The following is a 15,719-nucleotide window of genomic DNA, read 5'->3' as shown; positions in this document are numbered from 1 at the left end:
TGCAAATCTATCATATTTGTAATACTGCACAAATATTATCTTTGACTATATTTAGCGTTTCAATTCTCCCTATGATCAAAACAGCATCCATCCTACTTTGTATGTTCAGCCTGCAAACTATGGCACAAAAAACTGATACCCTCTTGCTTGAAAAGTTAATGCGCTCTAAACCGGAACTATTTTCAACTATCCTCAATCACCCGCAAAAACACGAGGTACAAGTGCTATATACGCAGGTAATCCGCGATAAAAACATGCAGCCAACTTTTAAATCTTACAGTTACAATTTAAATGACCAGCGTTATTTTTACCCCGCCAGTACAGTGAAACTTGCCGCAGTGATCTTTGCCCTCGAAAAAATACAGGAACTAAAGATCAAAGGTTTAAGTGCTAAAAGCACCATGCTGACAGATAGCAGTGAAAGTGGACAAACGAAGGTCAGCATAGACGCTACTGCTAAAAATGGTTTACCTTCCATAGAACACTACATTAAAAAGATCCTGTTAACCAGTGACAATGATGCCTTTAACAGGTTATATGAATTTATTGGCAGGGCGGAAATCAATGAAAAATTAAAAAAATATGGTTTGCATAACAGCCGGATTCTAAACCGCCTTGCGATTGGTGATGCTGGAGAAGCCTCAAAATACACCAACCCCATCAAATTTTATAATGGCAAGAAACAGGTATATGTGCAACAAGCACAATATGACACTAAAGAATATCCTTTAACACTTAGCAATACAATAATCGGTAAAGCTTATATTGACAGCAACGAACGCCTGGTCAACAAGCCCTTTAATCTGGAAAATAAAAACGCGTTTTCTATTAGCGATCAACAAGCTTTGATGAAGAAGTTAATTACTCCAGAAGCTTTCCCTGCAGCTCAACGTTATAACCTTAGTGATGCAGATTATAAGCTTATTTACAAATACATGAGTAGGTTACCTACAGAAAGTGATTACCCTGCATACGACCCAAAGGAGTTTTGGCCTACTTATTCCAAAATGCTTTATTATGGAAGGGAAAAAAATGCTGTCATCAATCCTGACCTGAAAATTTTCAATAAATACGGAGATTCTTATGGCTTTATAATAGACAATGCCTATTTTAAAGATTCAAAGAACCAGGTAGAGTTTTTTTTAACTGCAGTCGTACAATCGAATGAAAATGAAATTTACAATGACAATAAATATGAATATGAAAGTATTTGCTATCCATTCATGAAAAACCTCGCAAGGATGATTTATGCAGCGGAACTAAATGACAGGTAAAAATCAATTATCCATTAGCAACTTCTTTTTAATGCTTTCCAATTGAGCTAACTGTTCCTTTGCTAATGCTGGAAACTGGAGGTATAAACTTGCCATAGTATGCTCCATAATTTTACTTATGGCTAACCTGGCTTGCCATTTATCATCTGCAGGAATAATAAACCAGGGGGCTTCTTTTGTAGAGGTCTCCTGAATGGCCTGCTCGTATGCTTTCATATAATCATCCCAAAGTTTTCTCTCAGCTAGGTCTCCTTCAGAAAACTTCCAGTTCTTTTTAGGATCAATGATCCTCTTGAGAAGTCTTTTCTTTTGCTCGTCTTTGGAAAGATGTAAGAAAAATTTAATGATTACGGTACCATTATTGCTTAAGTGCGACTCAAAATTACGGATACTTTCATAGCGGTTTTTCCAGAATTCCTTATCGATATTTTTAACAGTTGTATATCCAGGTAACTGTTCCGATAAAATATATTCCGGATGAACTTTACATACGAGTACATTTTCATAATGCGACCTGTTGTGGATCCCTATTTTACCTTTTGCAGGTAAAGCAAGGTTGTGTCTCCATAAGAAATCATGGGCATATTCTGCTGCATTTGGGGTTTTAAAGTTATGAACCTCACACCCCTGTGGGTTTAAGCCCGACATCACATGTTCAATCGCACCATCTTTTCCAGCAGTATCCATGGCTTGGAAAATAATTAATAAGGAATGAGTGTTGGCAGCGTATAACTTTTCCTGAAACACACTTAAGCGGCCCTTTACTTCTGCTAATTCCTTTTCACCCTGTTATTTGTCTTGCTGACCAGAATAATTAGTGGCATAGTGTTTAAGTGAATGGTTTTTTCCTGGTTCAGCAAAGTATTGCTCAATCTCTTTTTTCATCAGTATATTTATATTTTTAACGGAGGTGAAACTATCATAAGCTCCTAATCTTTGTTTTTGTTAGCCGTAGGCTTATGATGGATTGATGAAATGGTATTTTATGAATCCTACTTTACTAATGAAGCTTATTTAGCTTGCTTATTTAAATAAGCGCTAATAATTTCGCAAAATATTTACGTTAATTTGCAATATAAGTTTTAACACTTTTTAACTAAAACTGTTTTATAATTTTTTGATATTTATCCATGTTTAAAGAAATTCGTAATAAATACATTCGCTACCTTTCTATATTTATTTTTTCTATATTAATTTTCTTTTGTGCACTGCAATTAAATTTCTTGTGGCTGTTTGGTTATTCTCCTTCCTATGAAGACATTAAAGCACCTGCTCAAAGAGTTGGTTCTGAGCTCTACACCGCCGACGGAAAATTAATAGGCCGTTATTTTAAAGAAAACAGAACACCAGTAAATTTTACTGAGATCTCCCCGAGTGTTATCAATGCATTGATAGCTACAGAAGATGCGCGTTTTTACCAGCACATGGGTATTGACTTCAGGTCATTAATATCCAGTGGAATAGCTACTGCAAGCGGAGAAAAACGTGGTGGAAGTACGATTACCCAACAATTGGCGAAAAACTTATATCGTACGAGGTATAATAAAGCTCAGGGAGTATTTAAACATGTACCCGTCGTTCGAACGCTCGTTTCAAAATTAAAGGAATGGATGACAGCAGTTAAATTAGAATCCAATTATTCTAAAAAAGACATCATTACCATGTACCTCAACACGGTATCTTTTGGTAATAATGCTTACGGCATTAAAACTGCCGCAAGGGTTTATTTTGACAAGCAAGCGATGGAATTGGATATCCCTGAATCCGCACTACTGGTAGGTATGTTGAAAGGTACCACAACTTATAACCCCTTAAGAAATCCCCAAAGAGCTCTAGAACGCCGAAATATAGCGCTTTCACAAATGAATAAATACAATTACATTACAGCTGCAGCATTGGAGACTTATAAAAACACGCCAATCAAACTGAAAGAAGGGCATGTGGACGATAGTAGTTCAGGCGAATCTTACTTAAGGTCTGCAGTAGCTAAATACCTGGAAAAATGGTGCACAGATAATGGCTACGATCTTTATGAAGATGGTTTAAAAATCTACACCACCATTGATTCCAAATTACAAAAACATGCCGAAGAAGCCGTTAATGCGCAAATGAAGACGCTCCAAAAACGCTTTTATAATGTTTGGGGTAAGGAAGATCCATGGTACGACTCTGAAAAAAACAAAGTAGATTACCCGGACCGCGCAATGAAAAACCTTCCTATCTACACAATGCTGGTCAAGAAATTCAAGAACGAACCAGATTCTGTTGCTGCTTATTTTAATAAGAAAAAGAAAATGAGAGTCTTTACCTGGAGTGGAGACCGCGATACGGTTTTTTCCACATTAGACTCCATTGCCTATTATGGTAAAATTTTAAATACTGGGATGATGAGCCTTGATCCGTTTGAAGGGAAAATCAAGGTTTGGGTGGGCGGAATTGATCATAAGTTTTTCAAATATGACCATGTTAATCAATCTAAAAGACAAGCAGGGTCAACTTTTAAGCCCTTTGCCTATCTTGCTGCTTTGGAAAGTGGAATGAGTCCTTGTGATACTTTTACAGATAAACCTGTAAAAATAGCTTACGAAGAAAAAGGTAAAACGGAATATTGGGAGCCTAAAAATGCGAGTTATTCCAATACTTACCAGGAAATGTCGCTGCGACTGGCAATGGCCAGGTCTGTGAATACCATTACCGCACAGGTTACAGAAAAAGTGGGTTGGGACAATGTTGTTAAATGGGCTCATGAGTGTGGAATTGAAAGTAAGTTACAATCTGTTCCCTCTGTTAGTCTCGGCCCAAACGATGTTTCCGTTTTTGAAATGGTTAGAGCTTACGGCACTTTCCTGAATAATGGGATCAAAATAGACCCTATTTTAGTTGAAAAAATTACAGATCTTGACGGAAAAGTAATTGAAGAATTTAATGCGAAAAAAAAGAGGGTTTTAACAGAAGAAATCAGTTGGTTAATGCTTTACATGCTTAGAGGTGGTATGGAAGAACCTGGTGGAACTTCTCAGGCATTGTGGGAATGGGATCTTTGGAAAAAGAACAACCAGATAGGTGGTAAAACAGGCACTTCATCAGATTATGTGGATGCCTGGTATATGGGGATTACCAAAGATTTAGTTACCGGAGTTTGGGTGGGTTGTGACGAACGTACGGCACATTTCAAAACCGGGGAAACTGGGGAAGCATCGAGAACTGCACTACCTATTTTCGCTAAATTTATGGAGAAGGTTTACCAGGATCCTACATCGGGTTATACTTATGGTCCTTTTCCTAAAGCTACAGTAAAAATTAACATCAAATACAATTGTCCTACACCTCGATATGTGCCTGATACTGTTGCAACCGATACCATGCAAGTAGATTCTTTAGATATGGGCGAAACTATTCAGGATGATATACAGCTTCTGGGACAGCCAACTGAAGTCCAAAGTGCAGAAGAAAAAAAACAAACTGAACCTAAACCTGCAAAGCCTGCAACAATGGTTCCTTTAACCAGAAAAGAAGAAAGGGAATTGAAACGAGAACAACGCAAGTTAGAAAAAGAAAAAAATTCTGGGGAGGAAACAATTTAACTGTAATTATTCTTAAAATTAAGCTTACAATAATACTGACCATAGCTTCATCACCGTTAAAAACATAAAACCAATGAAACTAAATTCTACAATTTTTATGCGGTTAGTTTTATGCTTATTATTTGTATTGTCTTCAACCATTATGGTTAAAGCGCAGTATTTTGGTCAGAATAAAGTGAGGTATAAGAATGTGAAATTCAAAGTACTGCAAACCCCTCATTTTGAAATTTACTATTATTTAAAAAATGAGAAACTGGTTCAAAAGTTTGCTCAGGATGCAGAAACCTGGTATAAAATGCACCAGAAGATTTTCAGAGATACCTTCCAAAAAAAGAACCCAATTATTTTATATAATAATCATCCTGATTTTCAACAAACAACTGCTTTGCAGGGCGATATTGGAATAGGTACCGGAGGTGTAACAGAGGCCTTAAAAAATAGAGTTATTATGCCTGTTATGGAATTAAACAGTCAAACACGACATGTTTTAGGTCATGAGTTAGTGCATGCTTTTCAATACCATTCCCTACTGGAAACAGATTCCATCAATCTTGAGAATGTAAGTCAAGTGCCTTTATGGATGATTGAAGGTATGGCTGAATACTTATCCATAGGTAAAAAAGATGCCTTTACTTCTATGTGGATGCGCGACGCTTTATTGAACCGGGACATTCCATCGTTAAAAGACCTGACCAATTCAAATAAATATTTCCCCTACCGTTATGGCCAGGCTTTCTGGACTTTTATTGGTTCGGTTTATGGTGACTCCACAATAGTTCCTTTACTTAAGAATACCGCAAAATATGGCTATGAAAATGGTTTAAAATATACCTTGGGTTATGATGACAAAGCTTTATCTGGTCTTTGGAAAAATGCAATTGAATCCCATTACCGGCCAATGTTAAAGAATGATAGTTCACAGATAAGAATAACAGGCACCAAAATCATTGACAATAAAAATGCTGGAAATATGAATGTTGCACCGGCGTTAAGTCCTGATGGAAAATACCTGGCATTCATGTCAGAAAAAGATTTGTTTGGGATTGATCTATTCCTGGCAGATGCGAAAACAGGTAAAATCATTAAAAAATTAAGCAGTCAAATTTCAAATTCTCATATTGATGATTTTAACTTTCTTGAATCTGCTGGTGCATGGTCTCCTGACAGTAAGAAATTCGCCTTCAGCATTTTCAGCAAGGGTAGAAATCAATTGATGATTATTGACATTGAAAATGGTAAAACCCTTTTGAAAACAGGGATGGATAAGGTAGAACAATTCGGTAACCTTACCTGGTCGCCAAACGGAAATGACATCGCTTTTTCTGGCATGATAGAGGGTCAAAGCGACATTTTCTCTTATAACCTGCAGACAAAACAAATCACTGCCATTACCAATGATGTTTTTTCTGATTATGCTCCAAACTACTCTCCTGATGGCAAAAAGCTGATCTTTTCATCTGATCGGGCTTCAGTAAATGCTACAAATGAGCAGGCTGTTCATCCTATAAATCTGACCATTTACAATTTTGAAAGCAAAGCCTTAATTAACCTGCCTGTTTTTCCTGGTGCCAACAATTTAAACGCACAGTTTTCCGGCGATAGCCAAAGAATATTTTTCTTATCGAATAGAGATGGCTTCAGGAATTTATATGAATATAGCCTTTCCGAAAGTACAGTAAACCAACTTACAGCGTATTTTACTGGAATAAGCGGTATCACAGAGTACTCCCCAGCAATTTCTGTATCACGGAATGATGAAATCGTTTACAGCTATTACAGGTCTCAACGTTATACTTTATACAATGCTGACCGCCAGAATTTCACGTCCATCCCCGTTGATGCGCAAGCCGTAAATTTTGGCCCAGCCATATTACCACCGATGGAAAATGCAGGTGTCAATATTGTAAACCCAAATTTAGCCAACTTCCAGCGCTTCAATACAACACCTGTTGATTCCTTACATGAAATAGCTTACCGGCCAAAATTTAAATTAGACTACCTCGCAAATAGTGGTGTAGGAGTTTCTACCAGTAGTTTCGGGACTGGAGTGATGGGTGGTGTTGTTGGCATGTTCAGTGATATTCTTGGCAGAAACCAAATTATCGCCAATTTAGCCATCAACGGTGAGATATACGACTTTGGGGGTATGGTTGGCTACATCAACCAGCAAAAGCGAATTAATTGGGGAGCTGCAATTTCGCATATTCCTTATATTACCGGTTTTAGGCAAATTGTAACTGAAACTCTTCCTCAGGAAGGGGCAGATCCAATAGAGGTCATCACAGACAGAACTAACCTGATCAGAACCTTTGAAAATCAGGTGCAATTATTTGCAGCTTATCCTTTCAATAAAGTACACCGTTTTGAAGCAGGAACTTCCTTTTCAAGATACAGTTACCGTATCGACAGAATTAGTAATTACTATGAAAATATAGATGGATTTAAGGGTTATTATTTAGGCTCTGATAAAAAGAAAGTTTCCAAAGACCAAGCTGCAGAAGAATTTGGAGTACCCTTTAATTCCTTTTCTATCTTTAATTTGAAAGCTGAATTTGTTGGCGACAATACCATCATGGGTTTAACTTCCCCCTTAGATGGCTTTCGGTATAGAATTGGCGCAGGTCAAAACTTTGGCGATTATAAATTCAGTTCCATAAATTTAGATGGCAGGAAATACATTCGTATTAAACCATTTACAATTGCTGCCAGAGCTTTAACATATATGCGTATTGGAAAAGAGGGAGAAAACCTTTATCCTTTATTTGTTGGCTATCCCTACTTCATTAGAGGCTATGAAGCTAACTCCTTATACAACAATAGGAATATTGGCGGTAATTTTGACATTAACCAACTTTCCGGAAGTAAAATTGCTGTCTTTAACTTTGAAATTAGACTACCCTTTACAGGACCTAAAAAACTTGCACAGATACCTTCTAAATTTTTATTCTCTGATTTAAACCTGTTCTTTGATGCAGGCCTGGCTTGGAATGAAGATTCAAAAGTATCCTTTAAAAGTCAGCCGAATGGTATTTTATTACCTGACGGAACACCTGCTGAAAGAGTGCCTGCTTTAAGTGCCGGTATCTCCCTCCGGGTAAACATCTTTGGTTACTTCGTGTTGGAACCTTATTATGCTTTCCCCTTTCAACGAAAAGATGTTAAAGCAGGCGTATTCGGCTTAACTTTTGCTCCAGGCTGGTAATAAATGACCTGGCTTAAAGCAGCGCCTCAGGACATCCTGTTTAGCGTAAGTGCAATCTGATTATTAATCACCTTGCCCCTAATGAGGTGCTCAAAGTCTAAACCAATCGTTAAATCTACCCAGTCCGCATTGCAAGAACGCACCAGGCGTTCTTTTTGCATTCTGGTAAAACGGCTAATTAATTTAAACCGGTTAAGTGCCTGACTTTCTAATTTGAACTCTTCAAAATAAACCAGTCTCGTCAACTGCTGTCCACTATCAAAAAACAAGCTTGGCATCTGTTTATAGAAATCTAATGTCTTCATCAGATCAGCACTCATACCCACATGTAAACTGGTTCGGTTCCTATCAGTTAAGATGTACACAAATTTTTTCATAGCTTTTATCTTAAATTGTTTTAAACTAAATTAATTAGTATATATATTTGTACAACGAATAAATATTGCTAACTTTATTGGTACAATAATACTAACTATATTAGTAAAAAACAAAATTATTATATAATTTATTTTATGTCAAATATTTCAGCTAACCTTAAATACCTGAGGAAGAAAAAAAGCCTTACCCAACAGCAATTCGCTGATGCTATTGGCATTAAAAGATCTTTGGTTGGTGCTTACGAAGAGGATCGCGCCGAACCAAAATATGATTTACTAAAGAAAATAGCAGAATTCTATGAATTCAGCATAGATGAATTTATCAATGAACAAATCAATGATAAGTGGAAGCCAAAACTTAAAAGCCAGGGATCGAATCTCAGAATCTTAAGCATTTCTGTAGATAAAGAAGATAATGAGAATATCGAACTGGTGCCGGTTAAAGCAAGTGCTGGCTATTTGAACGGTTTTTCTGACCCCGAATACATCAGGGAGTTGCCGAAATTTCATTTGCCCCTACCTGGCTTAAAACAAGGAACATTCAGGGCTTTTGAAATCATGGGAGATTCCATGTTACCTATTCAACCTGGAAGTATTATTGTCGGAGAATACCTCGACAACTGGAACGATGTAAAAACCGGAGAAACCTATATTGTGGTCAGCAAAAATGAAGGTGTCGTTTATAAACGTGCGGGCAACCGTTTTAAAGAGAACAAGGAACTTAAACTCATTTCAGACAACAGAGTATATGATCCTTATCACATTGCCGCTGAAGACATACTGGAGATCTGGAAAGCTAAGGCTTATTTCAGTTCCAGCCTTCCTGACCCTACTCCGGACCCTACCATCGAAACCTTAACCAATATGATGTCTCAGATGCAGAAATCATTATCTCAACTCAACAGGAACTAAAAATATAAGACATAAAAAAAGGGAACCTTAACAGTTCCCTTTTTTTATAATCTTGAAGTACTATCTATTTAACTGTATCAATTACAGTTTTAAAAGCTTCTGGATGATTCATCGCTAAATCAGCTAGTACTTTACGGTTTAAACCGATGTTTTTAGTAGCTAATTTACCAATTAGTTGAGAGTAAGAAATACCGTGTTGACGAGCTCCAGCGTTGATACGTTGAATCCATAACCCACGAAATTCTCTTTTCTTAACTTTACGGTCACGGTAAGCATATTGCAAACCTTTTTCTACCGTATTTTTAGCAACGGTGAAAACCTTACTTCTTGATCCCCAATAGCCTTTGGCCATATTTAGGACTTTCTTCCGTCTTCTTCTCGAAGCTACTGCGTTTACCGAACGTGGCATAGTGTTGTTGTTTTTTGATAAACGGTGTTGCGTATTTCAGCAAACTTACTACCGGGTACCTGGTTAAAAATTAAATTATTTACCGATGCAAAGCATACGCTTAACGTTGCCTGTATCAGCTGCAGACACCATACTCGTGTGACCTAAATTACGCTTACGTTTTGTAGACATCTTTGTTAAGATGTGACTTTTGTATGCGTTCTTCCTTGCGATTTTACCGGTTCCAGTAAGCGAAAAACGCTTTTTAGCACTGGAATTGGTTTTCATTTTTGGCATAACCTGTGTTTATTTATGTAATTTACTTTATTTCTTTTGTAGTTTTGGCGCAAGGGTCAAAAACATCCGCTTGCCTTCTAACTTAGGTAACAATTCTACTTTACCTATGTCTTCCAAGGCTTGTGCAAATTTCAGTAACAAGATCTCGCCTTGTTCTTTATATACAATTGCCCTTCCTTTAAAGTGAACGTAAGCCCGTACCTTCTCCCCACTTTCAAGAAAACTAACTGCGTGTTTTAGTTTAAATTGAAAATCATGATCGTTGGTATTCGGTCCAAAACGAATCTCTTTAATAACAGTTTGTTTCGCATTAGCTTTAATTTCTTTCTGCTTTTTCTTTTGCTCGTAAACAAACTTACTGTAATCAATTATCCTACAAACTGGTGGAACAGCATTTGGAGATATCTCTACCAAATCTAATTCCAACTCGTCGGCAAGGGCCAAAGCTTTTGCCAAAGGATAAATCCCCGGTTCAACATTATCTCCAGCTAATCTCACTTCCTGAGCTTTGATGTACTGGTTAATGTTATGCTCTGCTTCTTTTTTCTTAAAAGGAGGACGTGGTCCCCTATTAAATCCTGGTCTGCCTAATGCCAAATTTATATCTTATTTAAATTGTAATTTCTTTAATTAATAATTCACTAAACTCCTGAATAGTCATCTCCCCTAAATCTCCATCTCCATGTTTCCTTACCGAAACTTTTCCTTCTGCCATTTCCTTCTCTCCGATAATAAGCATATAAGGGATTTTTTTAACTTCTGAGTCCCTGATTTTCCTTCCGATTTTTTCATCGCGGAAGTCAATCAAACCGCGAATATCGGAATTATTTAGTTCATCTGAAACTTTTTTTGCATATTCTTCATATTTTTCTGATATCGGAAGTATGATAAATTGTTCCGGCGACAACCATAATGGGAAGTTACCAGCGCAATGTTCAATCAATACTGCAATAAACCTTTCCAACGAACCAAATGGTGCACGGTGTATCATTACCGGTCGGTGTTTCAAGTTATCACTGCCTGTATACTCCAATTCAAAACGCTCAGGTAAATTGTAATCCACCTGTATCGTACCCAATTGCCATTTCCTTCCTAAAGCATCTTTCACCATGAAATCTAACTTCGGCCCGTAAAATGCAGCCTCACCATATTCTACAACAGTCGTCAAGCCTTTTTCATCTGCTGCCTCTATAATCGCAGCTTCTGCAAGTTCCCAATTCTCATCTGTCCCAATGTACTTACTTTTGTTATTTGGATCTCTTAATGACACCTGAGCAGTATAATGTTCAAATCCCAAAGACTTAAACACATATAAAACCAAATCGATCACTTTCTTAAATTCCTCTTTAACTTGATCAGGGCGACAAAACAAATGGGCATCATCCTGAGTAAACCCACGAACACGGGTTAGTCCATGTAACTCACCACTTTGCTCATAACGGTAAACGGTACCAAATTCAGCAAAACGTAAAGGAAGATCTTTATAAGAACGGGGCTTAACTTTATAAATCTCACAGTGGTGTGGGCAGTTCATTGGTTTTAAGAAAAACTCCTCACCTTCCTGTGGTGTCTTTATCGGTTGAAAAGCATCCTTACCATATTTCTCATAATGACCAGAAGTAATATACAAATTTTTATGTCCGATGTGCGGGGTAATGACCTGCTCATAGCCCGCTTTACTTTGTGCTTTTGTTAAAAACTGAACTAAACGTTCGCGCAAAGCAGCACCCTTAGGTAACCATAAAGGTAAACCTGCACCAACTTTTTCTGAGAATGCAAACAATTCAAGTTCTTTACCTAATTTCCGATGATCCCTTTTCTTAGCCTCTTCAATTAAATGAAGGTATTCAGTTAGTTCACTCGCCTTAGGAAAAGTAACCCCGTAAATACGGGTAAGCTGTTTCTTAGTTTCATCCCCTCGCCAATAGGCACCGGCAACATTCATTAACTTTACAGCCTTAATAAAACCAGTATTTGGAATATGTGGCCCACGACAAAGGTCTGTGAAGCTACCCTGGGTATAGAAAGTAATTTTACCATCTTCTAAACCATCAATAAGATCCAGCTTATATTCGTCGCCTTTTTCTGTAAAATAGGTTAGTGCCTCCGCTTTTGAAATACCTTCCCTCACAAAAACCTGTTTTTGTTTAGCGATTTCGATCATTTTTGTTTCGACCGCTTTAAAATCATCAGAAGAAAATTCTGTGTCGCCAAAATCTACATCATAATAAAATCCGGTTTCAATAGCGGGTCCAATGCCGAACTTCGTTCCTGGGTATAAATCTTCCAGAGCTTCTGCCATAATATGAGCAGAAGAATGCCAGAAAGTAGCTTTACCAGCTGTATCATTCCAAGTTAACAATTTAACTGCAGCATTGTCATTAATAGATCTGGAAGAATCCCAAACCTCACCATTAACTTCAGCGGCTAATACGTTCCGCGCAAGACCCTCAGAAATCGATAAAGCAATTTGGTGGGCTGTTGTGCCCTTTTCATACTGACGAACAGAGCCATCAGGAAGTGTAATATTAATCATCTACAACTATGATTTATTAAGTAAATTATTTATTTTAATTAAAATCACATACAATGTGATTTTGGAAAGGCAAAGTTAAGGTAAAATCCTAATTTATGGCAATATTTTGCTACACGATTCTTGCCATCATTTCAGCATTTAACTTAATGCCATTAGCTTCAGTCATTGCGACAGGTCAAATATCGACACAAACTGGATTGCTCCAGACTTAATCTTCTGTGCCTTTAAGCTAACCGTAAAAACAAACAGGCCCATTACGGCCAAAATAAATTTCTTCATCAATTTAATTATGATTAATTGTTTTCTAACCAGCCATTAGCCAGCACATCTGCCAGGTGCATGGTTTTTAATGCGATATCGTTTTTTTCAATATAACCCTGAAGGTGCATTAAACAAGACAAATCAGTCGATATAATATAATCTACACCTTGTTCCAATGCATTATTTACCTTTTGTTCTGCCATTGCTGAGGAGATCGAATCAAATTTCACAGCAAAAGTCCCACCAAAACCGCAGCACATATCTGTGTCTTTCATTTCCACCATTTCAAGTCCATGAACTTTAGACAACAATAAACGGGGTTCTTCTTTAATTTTGCATTCCCGCAAACCACTGCAAGAATCATGGTAAACAGCCTTCCCTTCCAATTCTGCACCAAAATAATCTTTCTTCAGAATGTTAACCAGGAAATCAGAAAGCTCAAAAATATTCGTCTGTATATTTCTACATTTGTTATGGACTATAGTATTGGTAAATAAATCATTAAAACCATTCTTTACCATACCCACACAGGAAGCAGAAGGTGCTACAATATAATGGTGATCAGAAAAATCATTCAGAAACTTGTTTCCAGTCTCTTTAGCCTCTTCCCAATACCCTGCATTGTAAGCAGGCTGGCCACAGCACGTTTGATTCGGATTGTAACTCACCACACATCCTGCCTTTTCTAACACCTTTATCGTATTAAAAGCCGTTTCCGGATAAAGTTGATCTACAAAGCAAGGAACAAATAATTCTACTTTCATTTATATATTATTTACACGGGTGTTGGTTTGGCAAACAATTAAATTATATTCAGCTCTTTTGAGCTTAAGCAGCATAAATAAACCTAATATAAAAAAGGAAGTTAAGGCAATGATAGAATTGCGCATACTACCCGTTAACTCTTCAATATACGCAAAGCTAGCCAATCCGGCAACAATTGCAAGCTTTTCAGTTACATCGTAAAAGCTGAAAAATGAGGCTGCATCAGCTGTATTTTGAGGGATAAGTTTTGAATAAGTAGATCTGGAGAGCGATTGTATACCTCCCATCACCAAACCAACAATTGCCGCTAGTATATAAAACTGTGTACCTGTAGTCACAAAATAGGCACAAATACACATTAAAGCCCACAACAGCACCACAGCAATTAAGACATTCACGTTACCATAAATCCTAGAAAAACGCGACATCAGGTTAGCACCGGCAATAGCGACCAGCTGAATGATCAGGATCACTGCTATTAAACTCGAAGTAGGTAAATGCAATACCTTTTCGCCAAAACTTGTGGCCACCAGCATGACCGTTTGCACCCCCATTGAATAAAAAAAGAAAGCATAAAGGAAGCTTTTCATCACGGTCATTTTTTTTATTTGCCGCCAAACCTTTTGCAGCTCTATAAATCCACTTGAAATTTTCCTTTGTTCTGCAGCATTAAAATTAGGACTACCCTTTGGCAGTACTTTAAATGGAATCTGCGCAAAGCCTATCCACCACAAACCAACCAACAAAAAGGAGAGCCGTGGCGGAAAACTAAGGTCTGTTATACCAAACCATTCTGGCTTTAAAACGAATACAAAACAAATCAGTTGCAAAATAACGCTACCAATATAGCCGTAACTAAAACCCTTTGCACTCACCGCATCCTGTTTATCCGGACTGGCAATTTCAGGTAAATAAGAATTATAAAAAACAAAGCCCCCTGCATAACCAATTGCTGCCAATGCAAAACAAATCACACCAAGCTCTAAAGTCTCCAGTTTAAAAAAAAACAAACAACAGCACGATACAGCACCCAGCCAGGTAAAAAACTTCATATAGACCTTTTTATTCCCCTTATGGTCGGCCATAGAAGTCAGTACTGGCGACATCAATGCAATGATAAGGTAGGCTGCAGCCAAAGCATAGTTTGCTAATGCTGTATTGACGAAACTTATCCCAAAAAAACTCACTTTATCACCATGTGCAATTGTAGTAGTAATGATAGAATAATAAGCCGGGAAAATAGTGGAGGTAATGACCAGGTTATAAGAAGAATTTGCCCAATCAAAAAATGCCCATGCCCGAATAACTTTTTTATTGTTTTTATTACCGTTCACCTAGTTTACCTTTTCCAACTTCGCATTTCCCGTTTTTTTCTTACTGATGTCTTTAGGACTACCTTTATAATAAATTTCGCTAGTACCAGAAGTTTCCACTTTTAAAACATTAAGCACATTGATGTTTGATTTATTTACACCTTCTGCATTTAAGTTATACTTGGCGACCACAAAATCAAAAGCATCAAGTGTTAAAACACCATTCGATTTAAGATTATGCTCACCAGCCTGGCCTACTAATTTAATTTTTGCAGTGCCCTCTACATTGGTCGTTAATATACCTGCTGTAAGTTGCATATCAACTTTGGTGGTTCCATTTAAAATCAATTCCACATCACGAAAGTTCAAAAGCGAACTAGAATAAACTTCACTTCCAGATTCCAGTCTGATGGATTTTAAATATTTAACCCCAGCATGAATGACTATAGAATCTGTACCACAATATTTTTCAGCATCAAGTTTTAACTTTAGCGTACCACTACTTACCGAAGCTTTTACAGCATCCACTACGTTAGAATCTGCTGCTATTCGAATTTTGTAAGTACTGTCCTGGTTTACTACTACTTTTATCGGACCTGCAACTTCCAGTTTATCAAATGCCTTAAATACTTTTTCGTGTTCTACACGTACCCCAGAATCTTCAATGCATTTAGTTTTACAAGCAGTAAATATTAAAGGGAAAGCAATTAATAGGAAGGAAAATTTTTTCATTGGTGTATATATATATTTAAAAGTGAAGAGGCTATTATAAGCTTCCATTTAGGGTTGTGCAAATTAAATAATTTCAAC

12 protein-coding genes and 1 pseudogene are annotated in these 15,719 nt (G+C 37.2%); 4 read left to right on the top strand and 9 right to left on the bottom strand.

Going from position 1 to position 15,719, the window contains the following annotated elements:
- Nucleotides 1-71 precede the first annotated feature (71 nt).
- Nucleotides 72-1,274, top strand: coding sequence for a serine hydrolase (locus tag AAKU52_RS09080; RefSeq protein WP_354332527.1), 1,203 nt, complete (start codon nt 72-74; stop codon nt 1,272-1,274).
- Nucleotides 1,275-1,277: 3 nt separating this feature from the next.
- Here the strand turns inward: AAKU52_RS09080 and AAKU52_RS09075 are convergent.
- Nucleotides 1,278-2,048 (bottom strand): annotated as a pseudogene (locus AAKU52_RS09075) (PPK2 family polyphosphate kinase); the annotation flags it as partial.
- 356 nt (nt 2,049-2,404) lie between these two features.
- Here AAKU52_RS09075 and AAKU52_RS09070 point away from each other — a divergent pair.
- Together AAKU52_RS09070 and AAKU52_RS09065 are read left to right on the top strand one after the other, a co-directional pair.
- On the top strand, nt 2,405-4,858 hold the full coding sequence (locus AAKU52_RS09070; RefSeq protein WP_354332525.1) for a penicillin-binding protein 1A: 2,454 nt from the start codon (nt 2,405-2,407) through the stop codon (nt 4,856-4,858).
- A gap of 73 nt (nt 4,859-4,931) precedes the next feature.
- Nucleotides 4,932-8,060, top strand: a complete 3,129-nt coding sequence (locus tag AAKU52_RS09065) for a peptidase MA family metallohydrolase (RefSeq protein WP_354332523.1) — start codon at nt 4,932-4,934, stop codon at nt 8,058-8,060.
- 26 nt (nt 8,061-8,086) lie between these two features.
- On the opposite strand, the gene AAKU52_RS09060 is transcribed toward AAKU52_RS09065, so the two are convergent.
- Nucleotides 8,087-8,437 carry a GIY-YIG nuclease family protein gene (locus AAKU52_RS09060; protein ID WP_354332521.1) on the bottom strand — a complete coding sequence of 117 codons (351 nt, stop codon included), beginning with the start codon at nt 8,435-8,437 and terminating at the stop codon, nt 8,087-8,089.
- Between the two features lie 135 nt (nt 8,438-8,572).
- Between AAKU52_RS09060 and AAKU52_RS09055 the strand changes: the two genes are divergently transcribed.
- Nucleotides 8,573-9,349 (top strand): XRE family transcriptional regulator, encoded by a 777-nt coding sequence (locus AAKU52_RS09055; RefSeq protein WP_354332519.1) that lies wholly within the window; start codon nt 8,573-8,575, stop codon nt 9,347-9,349.
- Nucleotides 9,350-9,413: 64 nt separating this feature from the next.
- Here AAKU52_RS09055 and rplT read toward each other — a convergent pair whose 3' ends face one another.
- From rplT to AAKU52_RS09020, 7 genes are all read right to left on the bottom strand, one after another.
- Nucleotides 9,414-9,758, bottom strand: coding sequence for a 50S ribosomal protein L20 (gene rplT / locus AAKU52_RS09050; RefSeq protein WP_354332517.1), 345 nt, complete (start codon nt 9,756-9,758; stop codon nt 9,414-9,416).
- Nucleotides 9,759-9,833: 75 nt separating this feature from the next.
- The gene (gene rpmI, locus AAKU52_RS09045) at nt 9,834-10,034 is read right to left on the bottom strand and encodes a 50S ribosomal protein L35 (RefSeq protein WP_133551816.1); all 201 of its coding nucleotides are present in this window, start codon (nt 10,032-10,034) and stop codon (nt 9,834-9,836) included.
- Nucleotides 10,035-10,061: 27 nt separating this feature from the next.
- Nucleotides 10,062-10,631 (bottom strand): translation initiation factor IF-3, encoded by a 570-nt coding sequence (infC, locus tag AAKU52_RS09040; RefSeq protein WP_354332514.1) that lies wholly within the window; start codon nt 10,629-10,631, stop codon nt 10,062-10,064.
- Nucleotides 10,632-10,644: 13 nt separating this feature from the next.
- Nucleotides 10,645-12,570, bottom strand: a complete 1,926-nt coding sequence (gene thrS, locus AAKU52_RS09035) for a threonine--tRNA ligase (protein ID WP_354332512.1) — start codon at nt 12,568-12,570, stop codon at nt 10,645-10,647.
- Nucleotides 12,571-12,863: 293 nt separating this feature from the next.
- Entirely contained in the window at nt 12,864-13,595 is a 732-nt protein-coding gene (locus AAKU52_RS09030) for a (Fe-S)-binding protein (RefSeq protein ID WP_354332510.1), read from the bottom strand.
- Nucleotides 13,596-14,930 carry an MFS transporter gene (locus AAKU52_RS09025; RefSeq protein WP_354332507.1) on the bottom strand — a complete coding sequence of 445 codons (1,335 nt, stop codon included), beginning with the start codon at nt 14,928-14,930 and terminating at the stop codon, nt 13,596-13,598. It lies immediately after the preceding gene.
- Complete coding sequence (locus AAKU52_RS09020; protein WP_354332505.1) at nt 14,931-15,641, bottom strand: head GIN domain-containing protein; 711 nt, start codon at nt 15,639-15,641, stop codon at nt 14,931-14,933. It lies immediately after the preceding gene.
- Nucleotides 15,642-15,719: the final 78 nt, after the last annotated feature.

The organism is Pedobacter sp. CG_S7, from assembly GCF_040544395.1.
Lineage (GTDB): Bacteria > Bacteroidota > Bacteroidia > Sphingobacteriales > Sphingobacteriaceae > Pedobacter.
Note: the sequence above shows the minus strand (reverse complement) of the source record. Positions and strands in the feature narration are given on the sequence as shown.

Coding starts and splice junctions, on each gene's coding strand:
- AAKU52_RS09070 (WP_354332525.1), top strand. CDS start 2,405: ATGTTTAAAGAAATTCGTAATAAATACATTCGCTACCTTTCTATATTT.
- AAKU52_RS09030 (WP_354332510.1), bottom strand. CDS start 13,595: ATGAAAGTAGAATTATTTGTTCCTTGCTTTGTAGATCAACTTTATCCG.
- AAKU52_RS09060 (WP_354332521.1), bottom strand. CDS start 8,437: ATGAAAAAATTTGTGTACATCTTAACTGATAGGAACCGAACCAGTTTA.
- AAKU52_RS09065 (WP_354332523.1), top strand. CDS start 4,932: ATGAAACTAAATTCTACAATTTTTATGCGGTTAGTTTTATGCTTATTA.
- AAKU52_RS09055 (WP_354332519.1), top strand. CDS start 8,573: ATGTCAAATATTTCAGCTAACCTTAAATACCTGAGGAAGAAAAAAAGC.
- AAKU52_RS09080 (WP_354332527.1), top strand. CDS start 72: ATGATCAAAACAGCATCCATCCTACTTTGTATGTTCAGCCTGCAAACT.
- rpmI (WP_133551816.1), bottom strand. CDS start 10,034: ATGCCAAAAATGAAAACCAATTCCAGTGCTAAAAAGCGTTTTTCGCTT.
- AAKU52_RS09020 (WP_354332505.1), bottom strand. CDS start 15,641: ATGAAAAAATTTTCCTTCCTATTAATTGCTTTCCCTTTAATATTTACT.
- thrS (WP_354332512.1), bottom strand. CDS start 12,570: ATGATTAATATTACACTTCCTGATGGCTCTGTTCGTCAGTATGAAAAG.
- rplT (WP_354332517.1), bottom strand. CDS start 9,758: ATGCCACGTTCGGTAAACGCAGTAGCTTCGAGAAGAAGACGGAAGAAA.